Origin of the sequence: Enterobacter nematophilus (assembly GCF_026344075.1) — a bacterium.
Classification (GTDB): domain Bacteria; phylum Pseudomonadota; class Gammaproteobacteria; order Enterobacterales; family Enterobacteriaceae; genus Enterobacter; species Enterobacter nematophilus.
Window position 1 is genome coordinate 150,780 of the sequence record NZ_JAPKNE010000002.1, and the last position, 15,566, is coordinate 166,345.

13 protein-coding genes are annotated in these 15,566 nt (G+C 56.2%); 3 read left to right on the forward strand and 10 right to left on the reverse strand.

All coding sequences use genetic code 11. The features are described 5' to 3' along the window. The first annotated feature begins 5 nt into the window (after positions 1–5). On the forward strand, positions 6–1,202 hold the full coding sequence (locus OSH03_RS07445) for a Bcr/CflA family multidrug efflux MFS transporter (RefSeq protein ID WP_266178708.1): 1,197 nt from the start codon (positions 6–8) through the stop codon (positions 1,200–1,202). A 279-nt stretch (positions 1,203–1,481) separates the two neighbouring features. Further along, positions 1,482–1,826 (forward strand): YejG family protein, encoded by a 345-nt coding sequence (locus OSH03_RS07450; RefSeq protein WP_266178709.1) that lies wholly within the window; start codon positions 1,482–1,484, stop codon positions 1,824–1,826. A gap of 3 nt (positions 1,827–1,829) precedes the next feature. On the opposite strand, the gene yejF is transcribed toward OSH03_RS07450, so the two are convergent. From yejF to OSH03_RS07495, 9 genes are all read right to left on the reverse strand, one after another. Continuing rightward, on the reverse strand, positions 1,830–3,419 hold the full coding sequence (gene yejF / locus OSH03_RS07455) for a microcin C ABC transporter ATP-binding protein YejF (protein WP_266178710.1): 1,590 nt from the start codon (positions 3,417–3,419) through the stop codon (positions 1,830–1,832). Position 3,420: 1 nt separating this feature from the next. After that, positions 3,421–4,446 (reverse strand): ABC transporter permease, encoded by a 1,026-nt coding sequence (locus OSH03_RS07460; protein ID WP_041908986.1) that lies wholly within the window; start codon positions 4,444–4,446, stop codon positions 3,421–3,423. Then, positions 4,446–5,540: a microcin C ABC transporter permease YejB gene (locus OSH03_RS07465; protein ID WP_028013880.1), complete on the reverse strand. Its 1,095-nt coding sequence runs from the start codon at positions 5,538–5,540 to the stop codon at positions 4,446–4,448. The genes OSH03_RS07460 and OSH03_RS07465 overlap by 1 nt, the downstream gene beginning before the upstream one ends. A 9-nt stretch (positions 5,541–5,549) precedes the next feature. Continuing rightward, the gene (locus OSH03_RS07470; RefSeq protein ID WP_266178711.1) at positions 5,550–7,355 is read right to left on the reverse strand and encodes an extracellular solute-binding protein; all 1,806 of its coding nucleotides are present in this window, start codon (positions 7,353–7,355) and stop codon (positions 5,550–5,552) included. Between the two features lie 74 nt (positions 7,356–7,429). Continuing rightward, positions 7,430–8,986 (reverse strand): cyclic di-GMP phosphodiesterase, encoded by a 1,557-nt coding sequence (locus OSH03_RS07475; protein WP_266178712.1) that lies wholly within the window; start codon positions 8,984–8,986, stop codon positions 7,430–7,432. A gap of 128 nt (positions 8,987–9,114) precedes the next feature. Next, on the reverse strand, positions 9,115–9,684 hold the full coding sequence (gene mepS, locus OSH03_RS07480) for a bifunctional murein DD-endopeptidase/murein LD-carboxypeptidase (RefSeq protein WP_028013877.1): 570 nt from the start codon (positions 9,682–9,684) through the stop codon (positions 9,115–9,117). Positions 9,685–10,099: 415 nt separating this feature from the next. Then, on the reverse strand, positions 10,100–10,813 hold the full coding sequence (locus tag OSH03_RS07485; protein ID WP_266178713.1) for a phosphatase PAP2 family protein: 714 nt from the start codon (positions 10,811–10,813) through the stop codon (positions 10,100–10,102). Between the two features lie 33 nt (positions 10,814–10,846). Then, on the reverse strand, positions 10,847–11,833 hold the full coding sequence (locus tag OSH03_RS07490; protein ID WP_266178714.1) for a CobW family GTP-binding protein: 987 nt from the start codon (positions 11,831–11,833) through the stop codon (positions 10,847–10,849). A 123-nt stretch (positions 11,834–11,956) separates the two neighbouring features. Continuing rightward, positions 11,957–13,423 carry a mannitol dehydrogenase family protein gene (locus OSH03_RS07495; protein ID WP_266178715.1) on the reverse strand — a complete coding sequence of 489 codons (1,467 nt, stop codon included), beginning with the start codon at positions 13,421–13,423 and terminating at the stop codon, positions 11,957–11,959. 205 nt (positions 13,424–13,628) lie between these two features. On the opposite strand from OSH03_RS07495, the gene uxuA reads away from it, so the two are divergent. Next, positions 13,629–14,819 (forward strand): mannonate dehydratase, encoded by a 1,191-nt coding sequence (gene uxuA / locus OSH03_RS07500; protein ID WP_266178716.1) that lies wholly within the window; start codon positions 13,629–13,631, stop codon positions 14,817–14,819. A 45-nt stretch (positions 14,820–14,864) separates the two neighbouring features. Here uxuA and yeiP read toward each other — a convergent pair whose 3' ends face one another. Further along, positions 14,865–15,437, reverse strand: a complete 573-nt coding sequence (yeiP, locus tag OSH03_RS07505; protein ID WP_014884579.1) for an elongation factor P-like protein YeiP — start codon at positions 15,435–15,437, stop codon at positions 14,865–14,867. Between the last annotated feature and the right edge of the window lie 129 nt (positions 15,438–15,566).

Consider the following 15,566-nt stretch of genomic DNA (forward strand, 5'->3'; position numbering starts at 1 on the left):
ACTCTGTGACCACCAGGCCACACTCGTCGTTCAAAATTGTCTTCATTCTTGGCCTGCTGGCGATGCTGATGCCGCTGTCTATCGACATGTATCTGCCTGCGCTGCCGGTGATTTCCGCGCAGTTTGGCGTACCGGCAGGCAGCGCGCAGATGACGCTCAGCACCTATATTCTCGGTTTCGCGCTCGGACAGCTGCTGTATGGCCCAATGGCCGACAGCCTGGGGCGCAAACCGGTGATTCTGGGCGGGACGCTGGTCTTTGCGGCCGCTGCGGTCGCCTGTGCGCTGGCGCAGACCATCGATCATCTGATTATCATGCGCTTCCTGCACGGGCTGGCCGCTGCCGCGGCGAGCGTGGTGATCAACGCCCTGATGCGCGATATCTACCCGAAAGAAGAGTTCTCCCGCATGATGTCGTTCGTCATGCTGGTGACGACGATTGCGCCGCTGGTGGCACCGATGGCCGGTGGGGCGGTGCTGGTGTGGTTTAGCTGGCACGCGATTTTCTGGATCCTGGCGCTGGCCGCGCTGCTGGCTTCGGCGATGATTTTCTTCTTTATTGATGAAACGCTGCCCGTCGAGCGCCGCCAGAAATTTCATATTCGGACCACGATAGGTAACTTTGCCTCGCTGTTTCGCCACAAGCGGGTGCTGAGCTACATGCTGGCGAGCGGGTTCAGCTTCGCCGGAATGTTCTCCTTCCTGAGCGCCGGGCCGTTTGTCTATATCGAGCTGAACCACGTTTCGCCGCAGCACTTTGGCTATTATTTTGCGCTCAATATCGTCTTCCTGTTTGTGTTGACCATCATTAACAGCCGCTTTGTCCGACGCGTCGGGGCGCTGAACATGTTCCGCGCCGGGCTGTGGATCCAGTTTGTAATGGCGGTCTGGCTGGTGGTGAGCGCGTTCCTGGGCGTGGGCTTCTGGGCGCTGGTGATCGGCGTGGCGGCCTTTGTCGGCTGCGTGTCGATGATCTCGTCCAATGCGATGGCGGTGATCCTCGACGAGTTCCCGCACATGGCGGGAACCGCATCGTCTCTGGCGGGAACCTTCCGCTTCGGGATTGGTGCCATCGTCGGGGCGTTACTCTCTATGGCGACCTTTACTACGGCCTGGCCCATGCTGTGGGCGATGGCATTTTGCGCATCCAGCTCCGTACTCTTCTGTCTTTACGCCAGCCGGCCGCGAAAAGCGGCACACTAACGCGCAGATAAGGCCCGAAAGGGCCTTTTTTGTTGACACACATCAACCAAACTCGCGTTCGTTTATCCCGTGTTTGTTTATTTTATGTAAAATCTATTTATGTAAAAAGTCACATCATTGTATTCAAAAAGGTTGAGTTAGATCGCAGAAACGGGTACATATAGCGCCGACGCGAGCCTCGATACCGATAAAAAAGCGCTGAATAGTGCAGGTTGGCGATGATGTGTTACTATAAATGTAAATAAATTGTGAAGTAAATTTTGCTTCCGGGGAACGAACGTGAATACATTACAACTCTCCATTGTCCATCGCTTGCCCCAGAGCTATCGCTGGTCGGCGGGTTTTGCAGGTTCGAAAGTTGAACCGATTCCGCAAAGCGTCGCGGGCTGTGAGAATTGCCTGGTGGCGCTCAAGCTGCTGAGCCCGAGCGACGAAAATGCGTGGCGGGTGATGGAGCGTCTCAGCCAGGCCCTGATGGATATCGAAGTGGACAGCTCCGTACTGGAGTGCGAAGGGGAGCCGTGCCTGTTTGTGAAAAGCCAGGACGAATTCGCCGCGACCTGCCGTCTGAAAAACTTTGGCGTTGCGATTGCTGAGCCTTTCTCCGGCCAGTATCCGTTTTAAGCGCTAGTCTGCCGCGAGCAGCTGGCGCGTGTAGCTCTGCGTTGGCGCAGTAAATACGCGCTGGCAATCCCCCTGTTCGACCACCTCACCCTGTCGCAGCACAATCACCTGATGGCATAGCGCCCGAACCACCTGTAGATCGTGGCTGATAAAGATATAGGCCAGCCGGTGCTTTTCCTGTAGCCCTTTGAGCAGCGCCAGGATCTGCGCCTGGACGGTTCTGTCCAGAGACGAGGTCGGTTCATCCAGAATAATCAGCTCCGGTTTCAGGATCAGCGCGCGGGCAATGGCGATGCGCTGGCGCTGTCCGCCGGAAAATTCCGCAGGGTAGCGGTGGCGGGTGTCGGGATCTAAGCCCACTTCCGCCATCACCCGCATGACCTCCTGTTCCCGCTGCTGCGCGCTCAGGCCAGGCTGGTGAACGCGCAGGCCCTCTTCGATAATCTGCAACACGCTGAGGCGCGGGTTAAGCGAGGAGTTGGGATCCTGAAACACCACCTGCATGCGCGGACGTACGGGCAGCATCTGGCGGCGGTTCCAGCGGTGCAGCGGCATATCGTCAAACAGGATCTCGCCCTGAGAGGCAATTAAGCGCAGCAGCGCCAGACCGGTAGTGCTCTTACCTGAACCGGATTCGCCCACCAGCCCCAGGGATTCACCCGGCCGCAGCGAGAAGCGAATGTTTTTCAGCACCGGATTCTGGTCGACGATGCGCCGCAGAATGCCTCTGCGGATCGGGAACGAGACGGATAAATCATCGACGCGCAGCAGCGGTGTGCTGTCTGCCGCGAGGGGCACCGGGTCGCCGGAAGGCTCGCTGTCGAGCAGGCGCTGCGTATAGGGATGCTGCGGCGCGTTCAGCAGCGTGGACGCGATATTCTGTTCAACGCAGCGCCCGTTTTGCATGACCGCGACGCTGTCGGCCAGCTTTTTCACGATGCTCAGGTTGTGCGTGATAAACAGCAGGCTCATGTCCAGCTCGTCACGCAGCTCCCGTAAGAGCGTCAGAATTTGCGCCTGCACCGTTACGTCCAGCGCCGTCGTTGGCTCGTCGGCAATTAACAGCTCGGGGCGCGTGAGGAGGGCCATGGCGATCATCACCCGCTGGCGTTCACCGCCGGAGAGCTGATGTGGAAAATCATTCAGCCGTTTAGCCGCGTTGCGTATGCCCGTTCGTTCCAGACAATCCAGAATTTCGCCCCGCGCGGCCTCTTTGCGCATCCCCCGGTGCAGGGAGAGCACCTCATAAAGCTGTTTTTCCAGGGTATGGAGCGGGTTAAGGGAAACCATGGGCTCCTGAAAGATCATGGCAATCTTATTGCCGCGAATACCGCGCAGGGTATGTTCGTCAGCGTGCAGCAGCGAACGACCGTGAAACAAAATATCCCCTTGCGGATAGCTTACGGGCGGAGAGGGCAGCAGACGCAGGATGGAGAGCGCCGAGACGCTCTTGCCAGAACCGGATTCACCCACCAGCGCCAGCGTTTCACCGCGCTGGATCTGCAGCGACAGGTCGGTGACCACGGTGCGGGTCTCGCCCTGCTTCGAGAAGGCAATCGACAGGCGATCAATACTGAGAAGTGGCTGCGTCATCTTATACCGCCTTGTTGGGATCGAAGGCATCGCGCACGGCTTCGCCAATAAAAATCAGCAGCGAAAGCAGCACGGCAACGGAAAGAAAGGCGGTGATGCCCAGCCACGGCGCCTGCAGGTTGTTCTTGCCCTGCAGCAGCAGTTCGCCGAGCGACGGCGATCCCAGCGGCAGGCCGAAGCCCAGAAAGTCCAGCGAGGTGAGGGTGGTGATTGAACTGCACAGAATAAACGGCAGGAAGGTGAGGGTCGCCACCACGGCGTTAGGCAGCATATGGCGGAAGATGATCCCCCGGTCGCTTACCCCAAGCGCCTGCGCGGCGCGGATATAGTCGAAATTACGGGTGCGCAGAAACTCTGCCCGCACCACGCCCACCAGCGCCATCCAGCCAAACAGAACGGTGATGCCCAGCAGCCACCAGAAGCCCGGCTGCACCACGCTGGAAAGCAGAATGATCAGAAACAGCGTTGGCATACCGGACCAGACTTCGATGATACGCTGCCCCCACAGGTCAATTTTCCCGCCGTAGTAGCCCTGAACGGCGCCGGCCACCACGCCCATTACGCTGGAGAAGACGGTCAGCATCAGCCCAAAAAGAATCGAAATCCGCGTACCGTAGAGGATGCGCGCCAGCACGTCGCCGCCGTTGGCATCCGTCCCCAGCCAGTTTTGCGCAGAGGGCGGAGAAGGGAAGGGGGTTGTGGTCGCGAAGTTAATGCTGTTGGCGCCAAAGCGCACCGGCGCCCAGAGGGCCCAGCCGTGCTGTTCTATCTGCTGGCGCAGCCACGGATCCTGATACTCCGCAGGCGTGGCAAACGGGCCGCCGAAGTCGCTTTCACTGTAGTTAGCCAGTACCGGCACGTACCAGCGGTCGTTAAAGTGCACCAGCAACGGTTTGTCGTTGGCGATCAGCTCCGAACACATGCTCAGGACAAACAGGACGGCAAAAATCCACAGCGACCAGTAGCCGCGGCGGTTGTGACGAAAACGGGCCCAGCGGGCCTGGTTGACGGGGCTTAAACGCGGCATCAGCGGCCCTCAAAATCAATTCGGGGATCGACCAGCGTATAGCTGATATCGCTGATGATATTCAGCAGCAGGCCAATCAGGGTGAAAATATAGAGCGTACCGAACATTACCGGATAATCGCGCGACACGGTGGCTTCGTAACCCAGAAGGCCGAGACCGTTGAGCGAGAACATTACCTCAATCAGCAGCGAGCCGGTAAAAAACATGCTGATGAACGTGGCCGGAAACCCTGCGATCACCAGCAGCATGGCGTTGCGGAAAACGTGTTTCCACATGATTTGCTTTTCGCTGACCCCTTTGGCGCGGGCGGTGACGACATACTGCTTGCGGATTTCATCGAGAAAGGCGTTTTTGGTCAACATGGTCAGGGCGGCAAACCCGCCGATCACCGTTGCCAGCACCGGCAGCGTGATATGCCAGAGATAGTCGGTGATTTTCTGGTACCACGGCAGCGTGCTGAAATCGGCGGAGACCAGCCCCCGCAGCGGGAAGATGTCGAAATAGCTGCCCCCGGCAAAGAAGACGATCAGCAGAACGGCAAACAGAAACGCCGGAATAGCATAGCCGATGATGATGAAGGTGCTGCTCCAGATATCGAAGCGGCTGCCGTTATGCACCGCTTTTCGGATCCCGAGCGGTATAGAGACCAGATAGATAATCAGCGTCCCCCACAGCCCCAGCGTGACCGAGACCGGCAGGCTTTGCTTGATCAACGTTAACACGGAGGCACTGCGGAACAGGCTATCGCCAAAATCAAAGCGGATATAATCCCAGAGCATTTTGAAATAGCGCTCGTGAATCGGCTTATCAAAGCCGTAGCGATGGGTGATCTCGGCGATCACCTCCGGATCCAGCCCGCGCCCGCCGCGGTAGTGGCTTTCACTGATATTCCCCACGCCGGTGCGCGCATGGCTGGCACCCATGCCTTCTCCGCCGCCGCCGGGCATGCCGCCGCTGTTGCCAAACTCAATGGCGGCAATGGCCTGATCGACCGGCCCGCCCGGGGCAATTTGCACGATAAAAAAGTTAATAGTGATGATGGCCCACAGCGTGGGAATGACCAGCAGAAGACGGCGTATTAAATAGGCACCCATGATAATTCCTTATCGCCGCTCGGCGGGCAGTCTGGCGGCTTTATTTACGTCATACCACCAGGTGTCAAAGCCCAGGGAATAGACAGGGCGCACGGCAGGCACGGAGAACTTGTCCCAGCGCGCAAGGCGGTCTTCGCCCATATACCACATGGGCAGCATGTAGTAATTCCAGGTTAACACCCTGTCGAGGGCGCGACCGAGCGGCAGGAGCTTGTCTTTATCACCCTGCGCCGCCACAATTTTCGCAATCAGGGCATCAATCGCCGGGCTTTTTACGCCTGGCGCATTGTACGAAGAGTCGATGTAGCTGGAGGCCCAGGAGATTTGCAGGTCCGAGCTGGGCCACGGCTGCGCGGGCCACAGGCGCTGCATCATGTCGTAATCACGGCTGCGCATTCGGTTAGTGATCTGCGCGTTATCGACCTGGCGAATGTTCATGGTGATCCCCAGCCGCGCCAGGTTGTGCTTAAACGGCAGTACCCACTGATCGTTGCCGCCGGAGGAGAGCAGCAGCTCAAAGCTTAAAGGCTTGCCGGTTTTCGCATCGACGCGTTTCTGATTCTTCAGCTGCCAGCCTGCCTCATCCAGCAGCTTGCTGGCCTTCAGCAGGTTGTCCCGGTCGTAACCGTCACCCTTTGAGGCGGGCGGCTGAAACACCGTGGTAAACACCTCCGGCGGCACTTCCGCTTTCAGCGGCGCCAGCAGGACCAGTTCCTCGGCTTTCGGGTAGTCGCGCGCGGCATATTCGGTATTCTGGAAATAGCTGTTCGCACGGCTGTACGCCCCGTAAAACAGCGCTTTGTTCATCCATTCAAAATCAAAGGCCAGGGAGATTGCTTCCCGAACGCGGCGGTCTTTAAATACCGGGCGCTGAATATTAAACGCCAGCCAGCGCGTGTCCTGGGCGGATTCGTTTTTATGCTCGTCTTTCACGATGTAGCCTTTCGTGAAGTTTTTACCGATATAGCGGGTCGCCCAGTTTTTGGCGCTGTTCTCCACGCGCAAATCGAAGGCGCCGGCTTTGAACGCTTCAAACGCCACGTTATCGTCGAGATAGTAGTCATAGCGAAGGGTGTCGAAATTCCAGCGCCCGCGGTTTACCGGCAGGTTAGCCGCCCAGTAATCTTTCACGCGGGAATAGACCACGTACTGCCCCATGCGCCAGTCGGTAATGCGGTAAGGGCCACCTGCCAGCGGCGGCGTGGAGAGCGGGTCGCTTAACTTATGGTTTTTCCAGAACGATTCAGGCATTACCGGCAGCGAGAACAGGCTGAGCATATTCTCTTTATTCGGTTCGCTCAGCTCAATGCGTACGGTGAGGGGCGCAATGGCGCGCACCGTTGTGCCTTTATACACAATGCGGAACTGGGGAACGCCTTCGGTCATAAATTTATGAAACGTAAAGGCCACGTCGCTGGCCTTGACCGGCGTGCCGTCGTGAAAGCGGGCCCGGGGGTTTAGGGTAATTTCGGCCCAGGCGAAGTTATCCGCGTAGCGCACGTTATCGGCAATCAGCGGATAATAGCTGCCGGGTTCATCATCAGACGTAACAAAAAGCGTGTCATAGAGCGATTCCGTTCGCGCCGCGGCCACGCCGCGCAGGGCGAAGCGGTTAAAGTTGTCGAACGTTCCCGTTGCCGAGAGCGTGACCTTTCCACCCTTAGGGGCGGCAGGATTGACGTAATCGAAGTGCGTAAAATTGACCGCGTATTTTGGCTCGCCAATCACGGCGAACGCGATGTTCTCTTTGATGGTTTGCGCCTGGCTGGACAGGCTCACGACTGCCAACCAAAGCAACATAAAGCGCATAAACATCTCGCGGCGGCTCCCTCTTTTACGTACCGGCTCAGTTAAGCTGAATAATAAGTGACGCCACGGGCAATGTGAAATTATTCCCCGTCAGGCGACAGCGTATTTTGCCACGTGCGGAACTGCTCAAGCGGCATCGGGCGGCTAATCCAGTAACCCTGCAGGTAATTAACCCCATGCTCGCGCAGCCAGGCCGCCTGTTCCGGCGTTTCCACCCCTTCCGCAACGGTCGACATGTTGAGCCTTCTTGCCAGCGTCAGCACGGCATCCAGCACCGGGGAGGTCACGGTTTCCGTGCCAATGGCGTTGACAAAACCACGGTCGATTTTCAGGTAGTCCATGGTGAAATGTTCAAGATAAATCAGCGCGCTGTGGCCGGTGCCGAAATCGTCGATGGCAATTTCAAACCCTTCGTTATGCAGCCATTCGAAGAGGCTGTTAGCTTCCCGATGGTTCAGCATGTCGCGCTCGGTAATTTCCAGTACGATCTGGAAGTAATCAGGCGGCAGCAGGGCCTTGAAGGTGCGCATATCGTCTTTGAAGCTTTCCGCATGCAGATGCCCCGGCGCGATATTAATCCCCACTTTGGCACCCGGCGGGAGCACGGTCTGTAGCACTGGCGCATCGTGAATAATCAGGTCAAAAAGATGCAGCGTGAGCGGAACAATCAGCTTCTGCGCTTCGGCAAAATTGATAAAGGCGTCCGGCGGGATCTCACCCATGGTCGGGTGCTTCCAGCGCATCAGCACTTCAAGCCCGGTCATCCTGAGCGATTTGGCGTCGACAACGGGCTGATAAACTACGTAAAACTGGCCGCGCTTGATGGCGCTCAGAATCTCTTTGCCCGGATTGAGACGCGTCGTGAGGATGTAAAAGTTAAGCGACCCTGCCGCAATCCCGCACACCAGCCCGAAGAACAGGGCGTAAAGTATCTCATCGCTCGTCCATTCCTCGGCGTACAGGTTGATGGTCAGAGGAACTTCTTTGAGCGTCGCGGTGCGCGCCGGCGTTTCATGTAAATCCTGCGCCCTGACGAGGGTACCCGACGTGGTGGATAACGCATTGTCGCCGATGACGATTGCAATGCCTGCAAACTCGTCCTGGCGCGCGGTATAGAGCAGGTATGGCGTCAGGTTGAGGTTCACCGAGGTGAATACGCCGCCGTCCTTCACAAGCGGATTACGATACCAGATGGCAATCGCGGGCTTATTGGGCAGCATGGGCGTGCCGGGCAGCAGTGCGATATCAACCTGCTTGTTGATGTGCAGCTCGGGTATCAGCTCCTCCATCGCGGCGTTCATTGGCCCTGTGGCTGACGAGCAGAACGCCATTTTGTCTCTGACCAGCAGGAAGGCGCGTACGTTGAGGCTGAAGGCCGCGCGCGAGGTCAGCTCTGCGTTAACGTCCTGGCAATTATTGAGCGTGAGCGGCTGGAGCACGTCGATCGAGGCTTTCAGCTCTTCAAAATAGCTCTCCATGTAGATGCGCACATCCATGATCAGCGTATCGAATCGGATTTCCCGCTTGTGATAGCTCCAGAAAAACTGCAATGAACCCAGGAGCAGGGCGGCGATCAGGCCGGTAATGATACTGAGGAACAGTATCTTTCGATGACTGGAGAAGTAGCGGGTGAGCATAAACGTCGTGGTTCCTGAATTACCGCTGATTGTATTCATTGTAACGGGCAAAAAAAAACACCGCCGAAGCAGTGCCTTTTTTTTATTGTATCGCCAGCCAAGGGATAACCAACGATACAATTATCATATTAACTGCGGGTCAGTACGCGTCGCGCTTCATTGTAGCGCTTCTTCCAGTACGGTTCATTCATGCTGGAAATGGTCACACCGCTGCTGGTGGAGGCATGTACAAACTGGTCATTACCAATGTAGATGCCCACATGTCGACCGGTAGAACCTGCACGGAACAGCACTAAATCGCCGGTGCGCAGTTTGGTACGTGAAATCGACTTGCCCATCTCCTGCTGTTCGTAGGTCGAACGCGGAAGATCTAACCCAAATTGCTCGCGGAAGGTACGCTGTACAAAACCGGAACAATCAATGCCTTTTTTGGTGCTGCCGCCAAGACGGTAACGCACGCCTTTCCAGTCAGCATACTGGTCCATAATGCGGGACTTCACGTCCAGATTACGTACCATATTTTCAAATTCATCCTGAGAGGCTTGCAGTGAAGAGGAATCTTCCATTCCCACAACACGCGTCTCAGGATGCATATTCTTTGCGGTGTTAGATGTACTACATGCAGATAACAGTACCGCGACTGCTATCGCCGGGATCCCCCGTAAGATATATCTCAGAAACGGTTGAGATTTGACCATTTTGTTTATTTTCCCTTGAAGTCCTTAACGACAAATATCGTTATAAAAATGCCAAACGTGACGAGACTAATTATCTGTTCACAATGAGACAATTGTTTCTGGTGACATTTGTGGCGCAGCGCACAAAATTATTCACCATCGAAATAATTATCTCTATGGGGCAAAACGAGTTCGAGATTAACCGATTGCCAGGGGTATTGCGAGTAAAAAAAACCGTTTTTTTATAAGAAATTGTGATACAGAAAGTAAAAATCCGTAATTGAGCAAAATAGCGCCAGATCCGCAGCGTTATCGCGCAATTGCTTCATTTTTATCATGAATACGATGACGAGAATATGACAGGGCGGAAGGATCGTTGGAGGAATGCTATCAGGGATCGCTATGATCCCCGAGCGTTAACGTTAAAAAACGTTGGTTATTTGTTTAATTCTTGTTGCTTTCTACGCGGGAGATGGCGATCGAAAACGGCAATCAGGCGATCGCTTAATGGCGTCATCAAAACCCACGGCAGACCAATCAGTACCGCAGAAAGCGAACCCACGACAATATCCGTCAGCCAGTGAGCGCCAATCATCACGCGCGGGAAGGCAAATATCACCACAATAAGCAGGGCAATTGCGAACGCCTTCTTGCCGAAATAGCGCAGCATGAATCCAGAAAAAATAAGCAGCATCATGCCGTGATCGCCCGGGAAGCTGTCTTTCGAGGCATCTTTTGTTGGAATATGCAGCAGTTCACTCACGCGATAAATATTCGGGAAAGAGAGCGAAGGACTTGCGCGTTTTACGGGCATCAGATGTTGCGCCAGCTGATTAATGATCACCGCAGCCAGAAGCATCACCAGTCCGATAATCAGAATACGGCGACGCCCCGTAACATCCTCTTTCAGCCAGAAAGAGAGCATCAGGCAGCCCATAGCCAGCAGGGAAAAGCCGTCAAAGGCGCGGTTGTTGGTAATTGCCACCAGCCACAGGAAGGCGTCGCTCTTCACCAGCCCCTGGTTGAAGAAATGGAACAGGTTTGAATCCAGCGGGAACCAGAAACCGTGATTCACCGGGATATACCAGGAGAAGAAAAGCGCCAGACCGGCGACATTAAGCAGTAATATCTGGGGAATTCGAGTTGTCATAACGTTCAGCATAGAAGGAAAACTGGGGCAACGTTAGCCGCCCGAACTTAAACGAAGCTTCAACAGGCTGGACTGCAGGGCATTCCAGTCGGCGTTAACCGCACTAATTAACTCTATTCGGCTGTCAGGCGGCGCGACGTTTTGCGTTTCGATAAAGAAATCGTCGCCCTGGCGGTTTATCCGCACCAGCCCGTCAGGCGTGCGCATGATCCCTTTCACGCGATCGACCGGCGCAAGCCTGGCCCACTCAAGGATGCCAATGGTGTCGAAAACGGTATCGGCATCGAAAATCCATCCGCAGGCCTGATACCCCTGACCGCTGTTCAAATTACGACGCCAGCGCTGGTGTTCCGGCAGGCTTAGCGCGGCCAGACCCTGCTTTGCAGGATGGTGATGCGCATGGTCCGCGCTGGCCGGGAGTTCCGTCAGGTTCAGGCGGGGAAGGTCCAGCAGGGCGCTATCAATGTTCCCCTGAGTGGCCTGCACCCGCGTCCGATTGCCGCCGAAATGCTGCCACCACGCGTCCAGCGCGGCCCGGCTTTCCGCCGTGGCGCGATCGTCTTTATTGGCGACAATAACGTCTGCTGCGGCGAGCTGATCGCGAAAGTTCTCATTGGCCACCGCTTTTTCATCCAGAAGCTGACGCGGATCGAGCAGGCACAGCGTGGCGCGCAGATCGATCCACGGCTCGTAAACCGGAGCGGTCAGTAAATCGAGGATCTGCTTCGGGTGGCCCAGACCGGTAGGTTCAATCAGCAGGCGGTCCGGTTTGCCCTGACGCAGCAGCGTATTGAGGCCTACCTGCATCGGTAAGCCGTTTACGCAGCACATGCATCCGCCGGGGATCTCTTTAATCATCGCGCCGCTGGATGACAGCAACGCGCCATCAATGCCCACTTCGCCGAATTCATTGACCAGCACGGCCCATTTCTCTGCCGGATCTTTATTCGCCAGCAGATGAAGAATTGAGGTGGTTTTACCGCTGCCGAGAAAACCGGTGATGAGGTTGGTTTTGGTCACGTGCGCTCCGCAAGAGAATTGTGATGCTATAACACTATGCTCTTATCCTGGCGAAAAACGGGCGCAATGAGAAGGGGGAGGGCGAACGGAGGCGATATCCGTTCGCATTAAGCGCAATAATCGCTAAAGATTTAACGTTTCAATAACAGCCTGGCGTGCGCCACGGCGGGTGATGCGCTGCCAGGCCTGGCTGACAGCCTCAACGAAAACGCTATTTTGCGCGAGATCGTGGCCAAAGACCTCGCTCAGCCCCAGAAGCGCGTTGACGCGGTCGGCGTCGCTGCTGGCCTCGACAATCGTGCGTATTTTATCGCTGAGGGGATCGCGGACGTCAATCGCGTTGCCGCGTTCGTCGAACCCGCTGACGTAGCGTATCCAGCCGGCGACGCCCAGCGCCAGCAGCGGCCATGCTGTTTTACGCTCAAGGTGGACGCGGATCCCATCCAGCATCCGCTGCGGCAGCTTCTGGCTGCCGTCCATCGCGATTTGCCAGGTACGGTGCTGCAGCGCCGGGTTAGCAAAGCGCTCGATAAGGCTGTCGGCATAGGCAGTCAGGTCGACATCCTTTATACGCAGCGTGGGCGCCTGTTCATCCAGCATTAACCGCCGGGCGGCTTCGCGGAAGGTGGTGTCCTCCATGCATTCATTAATATGCGCGTACCCGGCGAGATACCCCAGATACGCCAGGAAGGAGTGGCTGCCGTTGAGCATGCGTAATTTCATCTGCTCCCACGGCAGAACGTCCTGCACCATCTGAACGCCCGCCACTTCCCACTCCGGACGCCCCGCGACAAAATTATCTTCCACTACCCACTGAATAAACGGCTCACAGCTGATGGCGCACGGATCGTCAACGCCGATCGCGTCGGCGATTTCTGCAAGCGAGGCCTCCGTCGCGGCGGGAACAATTCTGTCGACCATCGTTCCCGGAAAACTCACGTGGCCTTCGATCCACTCGGCAAGCGCCGGGGAACGCTTTTGCGCCATGCCGAGCACCGCATTTTTCACCACGTGGCCGTTGTCCGGAATGTTGTCACAGGAAAGCACGGTAAACGCAGGCAGGCCGCGCTCGCGGCGGCGATTAAGGGCTTCGACCAGGATTCCCGGCGCGGAATGCGGCTCAGCGGGATTTTCCAGATCGTGAACGATCCGGGCGTTTTGTAAATCCAGCTTACCGGTCGCGGGATCGATGCAGTAGCCTTTCTCCGTAATGGTGAGCGATACGATCGCCACCTGCGGCTCGCAAAACTTCTCTATGATGGCGGGCAGCGAGTCCAGCTTTGCATTCAGGCATTCATGTACGGCCCCGACAATAATCGGCTGATTTCCTTCAGCGCCTTTCTCCAGCACGGTAAACAGGTGATCCTGCGCGCGCAGCTGGCTCATCAGCACGTCGCCGCTGAACAGGCTAATCTCACAAATACCCCAGTCGCCGCCTTTTTCATTCAGCACCCGGTTTGTTAACAATGCCTGGTGCGCGCGATGAAACGCACCGAAGCCAAAATGGACGATGCGGGAGCGCAGCTGCTTGCGATCGTAGCGCGGTTGTTGAACCTGGGCTGGAAGGGCGGCGGAGGCAATTGTCTTCATGAAATACACACCTGATTAACCATTAATTAACAATGCCAGTGTAAAGTTATATGACAGCAAATAGAATTGGTGAGCCGTAAATATCCCCGTTCTGTGAGATTGATCAATCAATGTGTGGCGGTGTGTTGACCCTTCACGGCAAACATGTATGGTAGTCGTCATTGCGGTAACCTATATTGGTATAACAACTTGAGAGGAAGAGGCAATGGAACAAACCTGGCGTTGGTACGGGCCGAACGATCCGGTTTCTCTTGATGATGTGCGTCAGGCTGGCGCAACGGGTGTCGTCACGGCGCTGCATCATATTCCTAACGGCCAGGTATGGCCGGTTGAAGAAATTCAACAGCGTCAGGCGCTGCTGGCGGAGAAGGGATTAACCTGGTCTGTGGTAGAGAGCATTCCGGTACACGAAGATATCAAAACCCATTCGGGGGAATACCGGACCTGGATTGCAAACTATCAGCAGAGCATTCGTAACCTGGCGGCCTGCGGCATTGATACGGTCTGCTATAACTTCATGCCGATTCTGGACTGGACGCGTACCGACCTGGAATATCAGATGCCGGACGGCTCGAAAGCGCTGCGTTTTGACCAGATTGCCTTTGCGGCATTCGAGCTGCATATTCTGAAACGCCCGGGCGCCGAAGCGGATTATACCGCTGAAGAGCAGCAGCAGGCCCTTGAATGGTTCACTGCCGCCAGTGAAGCGGACATTGAAAAGCTGACCCGCAATATCATTGCTGGCCTGCCGGGTGCGGAAGAAGGCTACACGCTGGATCAGTTCCGCGCGCGTCTGGCGGAATACGGCGATATTGATAAGAACCAGCTGCGTGAAAACATGGCGTATTTCCTGCGCGCTATCGTGCCGGTTGCGGAAGAGGCCGGCGTGCGTCTGGCAGTGCACCCGGACGATCCGCCGCGTCCTATTCTCGGCCTGCCGCGTATTGTTTCCACCCTTGAAGATATGCAGTGGCTGAAAGAGACGGTAAACAGCATCTATAACGGCTTTACCATGTGTACCGGCTCCTACGGTGTGCGCGCCGATAACGACCTGGTGCGGATGATAGAAACCTTTGGCGATCGCATTCACTTCACGCACCTGCGTGCGACCTGCCGTGAAGAAAATCCAAAAACCTTCCACGAGGCCGCACACCTGGGCGGAGACGTAAACATGGTGGCGGTGGTCGACGCCATTCTGGCGGAAGAGGCGCGTCGCAAGCAGGCGGGAGATGTCCGTCCTATTCCGTTCCGTCCGGATCACGGGCACCAGATGCTGGACGATCTGCGTAAGAAAACCAACCCGGGCTATTCGGCGATTGGCCGCCTGAAGGGGATGGCGGAAGTGCGCGGCGTTGAGCTGGCGCTGAAGATGACGAAGTATCCGGAGCTTCTGTAACCGGAATTGTCGGGTGGCGAAGCCGCCACCCGACAAAAGCCACAATCAGTCAGCACGACCCATATAGCGTTTTTCTTCGATATGGATGCGGATCTTCTCGCCCGCGGAGAGGTATTCCGGCACCTGCACAACCAGACCGGTGGTCAGGGTCGCCGGCTTGTTGCGCGCACTTGCAGACGCGCCTTTGATGCCCGGTGCGGTTTCAACGATTTCCAGATCCACGGTCTGCGGCAGTTCCAGCGCCAGCAGCACGCCGTCCCAGGTCAGCACCTGCATGTCTGGCATCCCGCCTTCAGGAATGAACAGCAGCTCTTCTTCAATCTGATCTTTGGTGAAGATGTACGGGGTGTAATCTTCCTTATCCATGAACACGTATTCGTTGCCGTCGACGTAGGAGAAATCAACGTAGCGACGGGTCAGGGTCACGGTATCAACGATATCGTCACCTTTAAAACGTTCTTCCACCTTCAGGCCGGTACGCACATCGGCGAAACGCATTTTGTACAGCGTCGCTGCACCACGGGCGCTAGGTGCCTGAATGTCGATGTCTTTCACAATCAGCAGTTTGCCGTTGTAATTCAGTACCATACCTTTCTTAATTTCGTTCGCTCTTGGCATTGCAGTAATCCTGTCTACGGGAGGTAAAAAATATCGCGCCAAATTACTCGCGCGCGGCCTTTCAGGCAAGAGGAATTCGTGGCTTTTGCTATCAATACGCAAAAGGTGTTACTGTGCGCCCGATGCCCG

Coding starts and splice junctions, on each gene's coding strand:
- OSH03_RS07470 (WP_266178711.1), bottom strand. CDS start 7,355: ATGTTTATGCGCTTTATGTTGCTTTGGTTGGCAGTCGTGAGCCTGTCC.
- uxuA (WP_266178716.1), top strand. CDS start 13,629: ATGGAACAAACCTGGCGTTGGTACGGGCCGAACGATCCGGTTTCTCTT.
- OSH03_RS07495 (WP_266178715.1), bottom strand. CDS start 13,423: ATGAAGACAATTGCCTCCGCCGCCCTTCCAGCCCAGGTTCAACAACCG.
- yejF (WP_266178710.1), bottom strand. CDS start 3,419: ATGACGCAGCCACTTCTCAGTATTGATCGCCTGTCGATTGCCTTCTCG.
- yeiP (WP_014884579.1), bottom strand. CDS start 15,437: ATGCCAAGAGCGAACGAAATTAAGAAAGGTATGGTACTGAATTACAAC.
- OSH03_RS07485 (WP_266178713.1), bottom strand. CDS start 10,813: ATGACAACTCGAATTCCCCAGATATTACTGCTTAATGTCGCCGGTCTG.
- OSH03_RS07465 (WP_028013880.1), bottom strand. CDS start 5,540: ATGGGTGCCTATTTAATACGCCGTCTTCTGCTGGTCATTCCCACGCTG.
- OSH03_RS07460 (WP_041908986.1), bottom strand. CDS start 4,446: ATGCCGCGTTTAAGCCCCGTCAACCAGGCCCGCTGGGCCCGTTTTCGT.
- mepS (WP_028013877.1), bottom strand. CDS start 9,684: ATGGTCAAATCTCAACCGTTTCTGAGATATATCTTACGGGGGATCCCG.
- OSH03_RS07475 (WP_266178712.1), bottom strand. CDS start 8,986: ATGCTCACCCGCTACTTCTCCAGTCATCGAAAGATACTGTTCCTCAGT.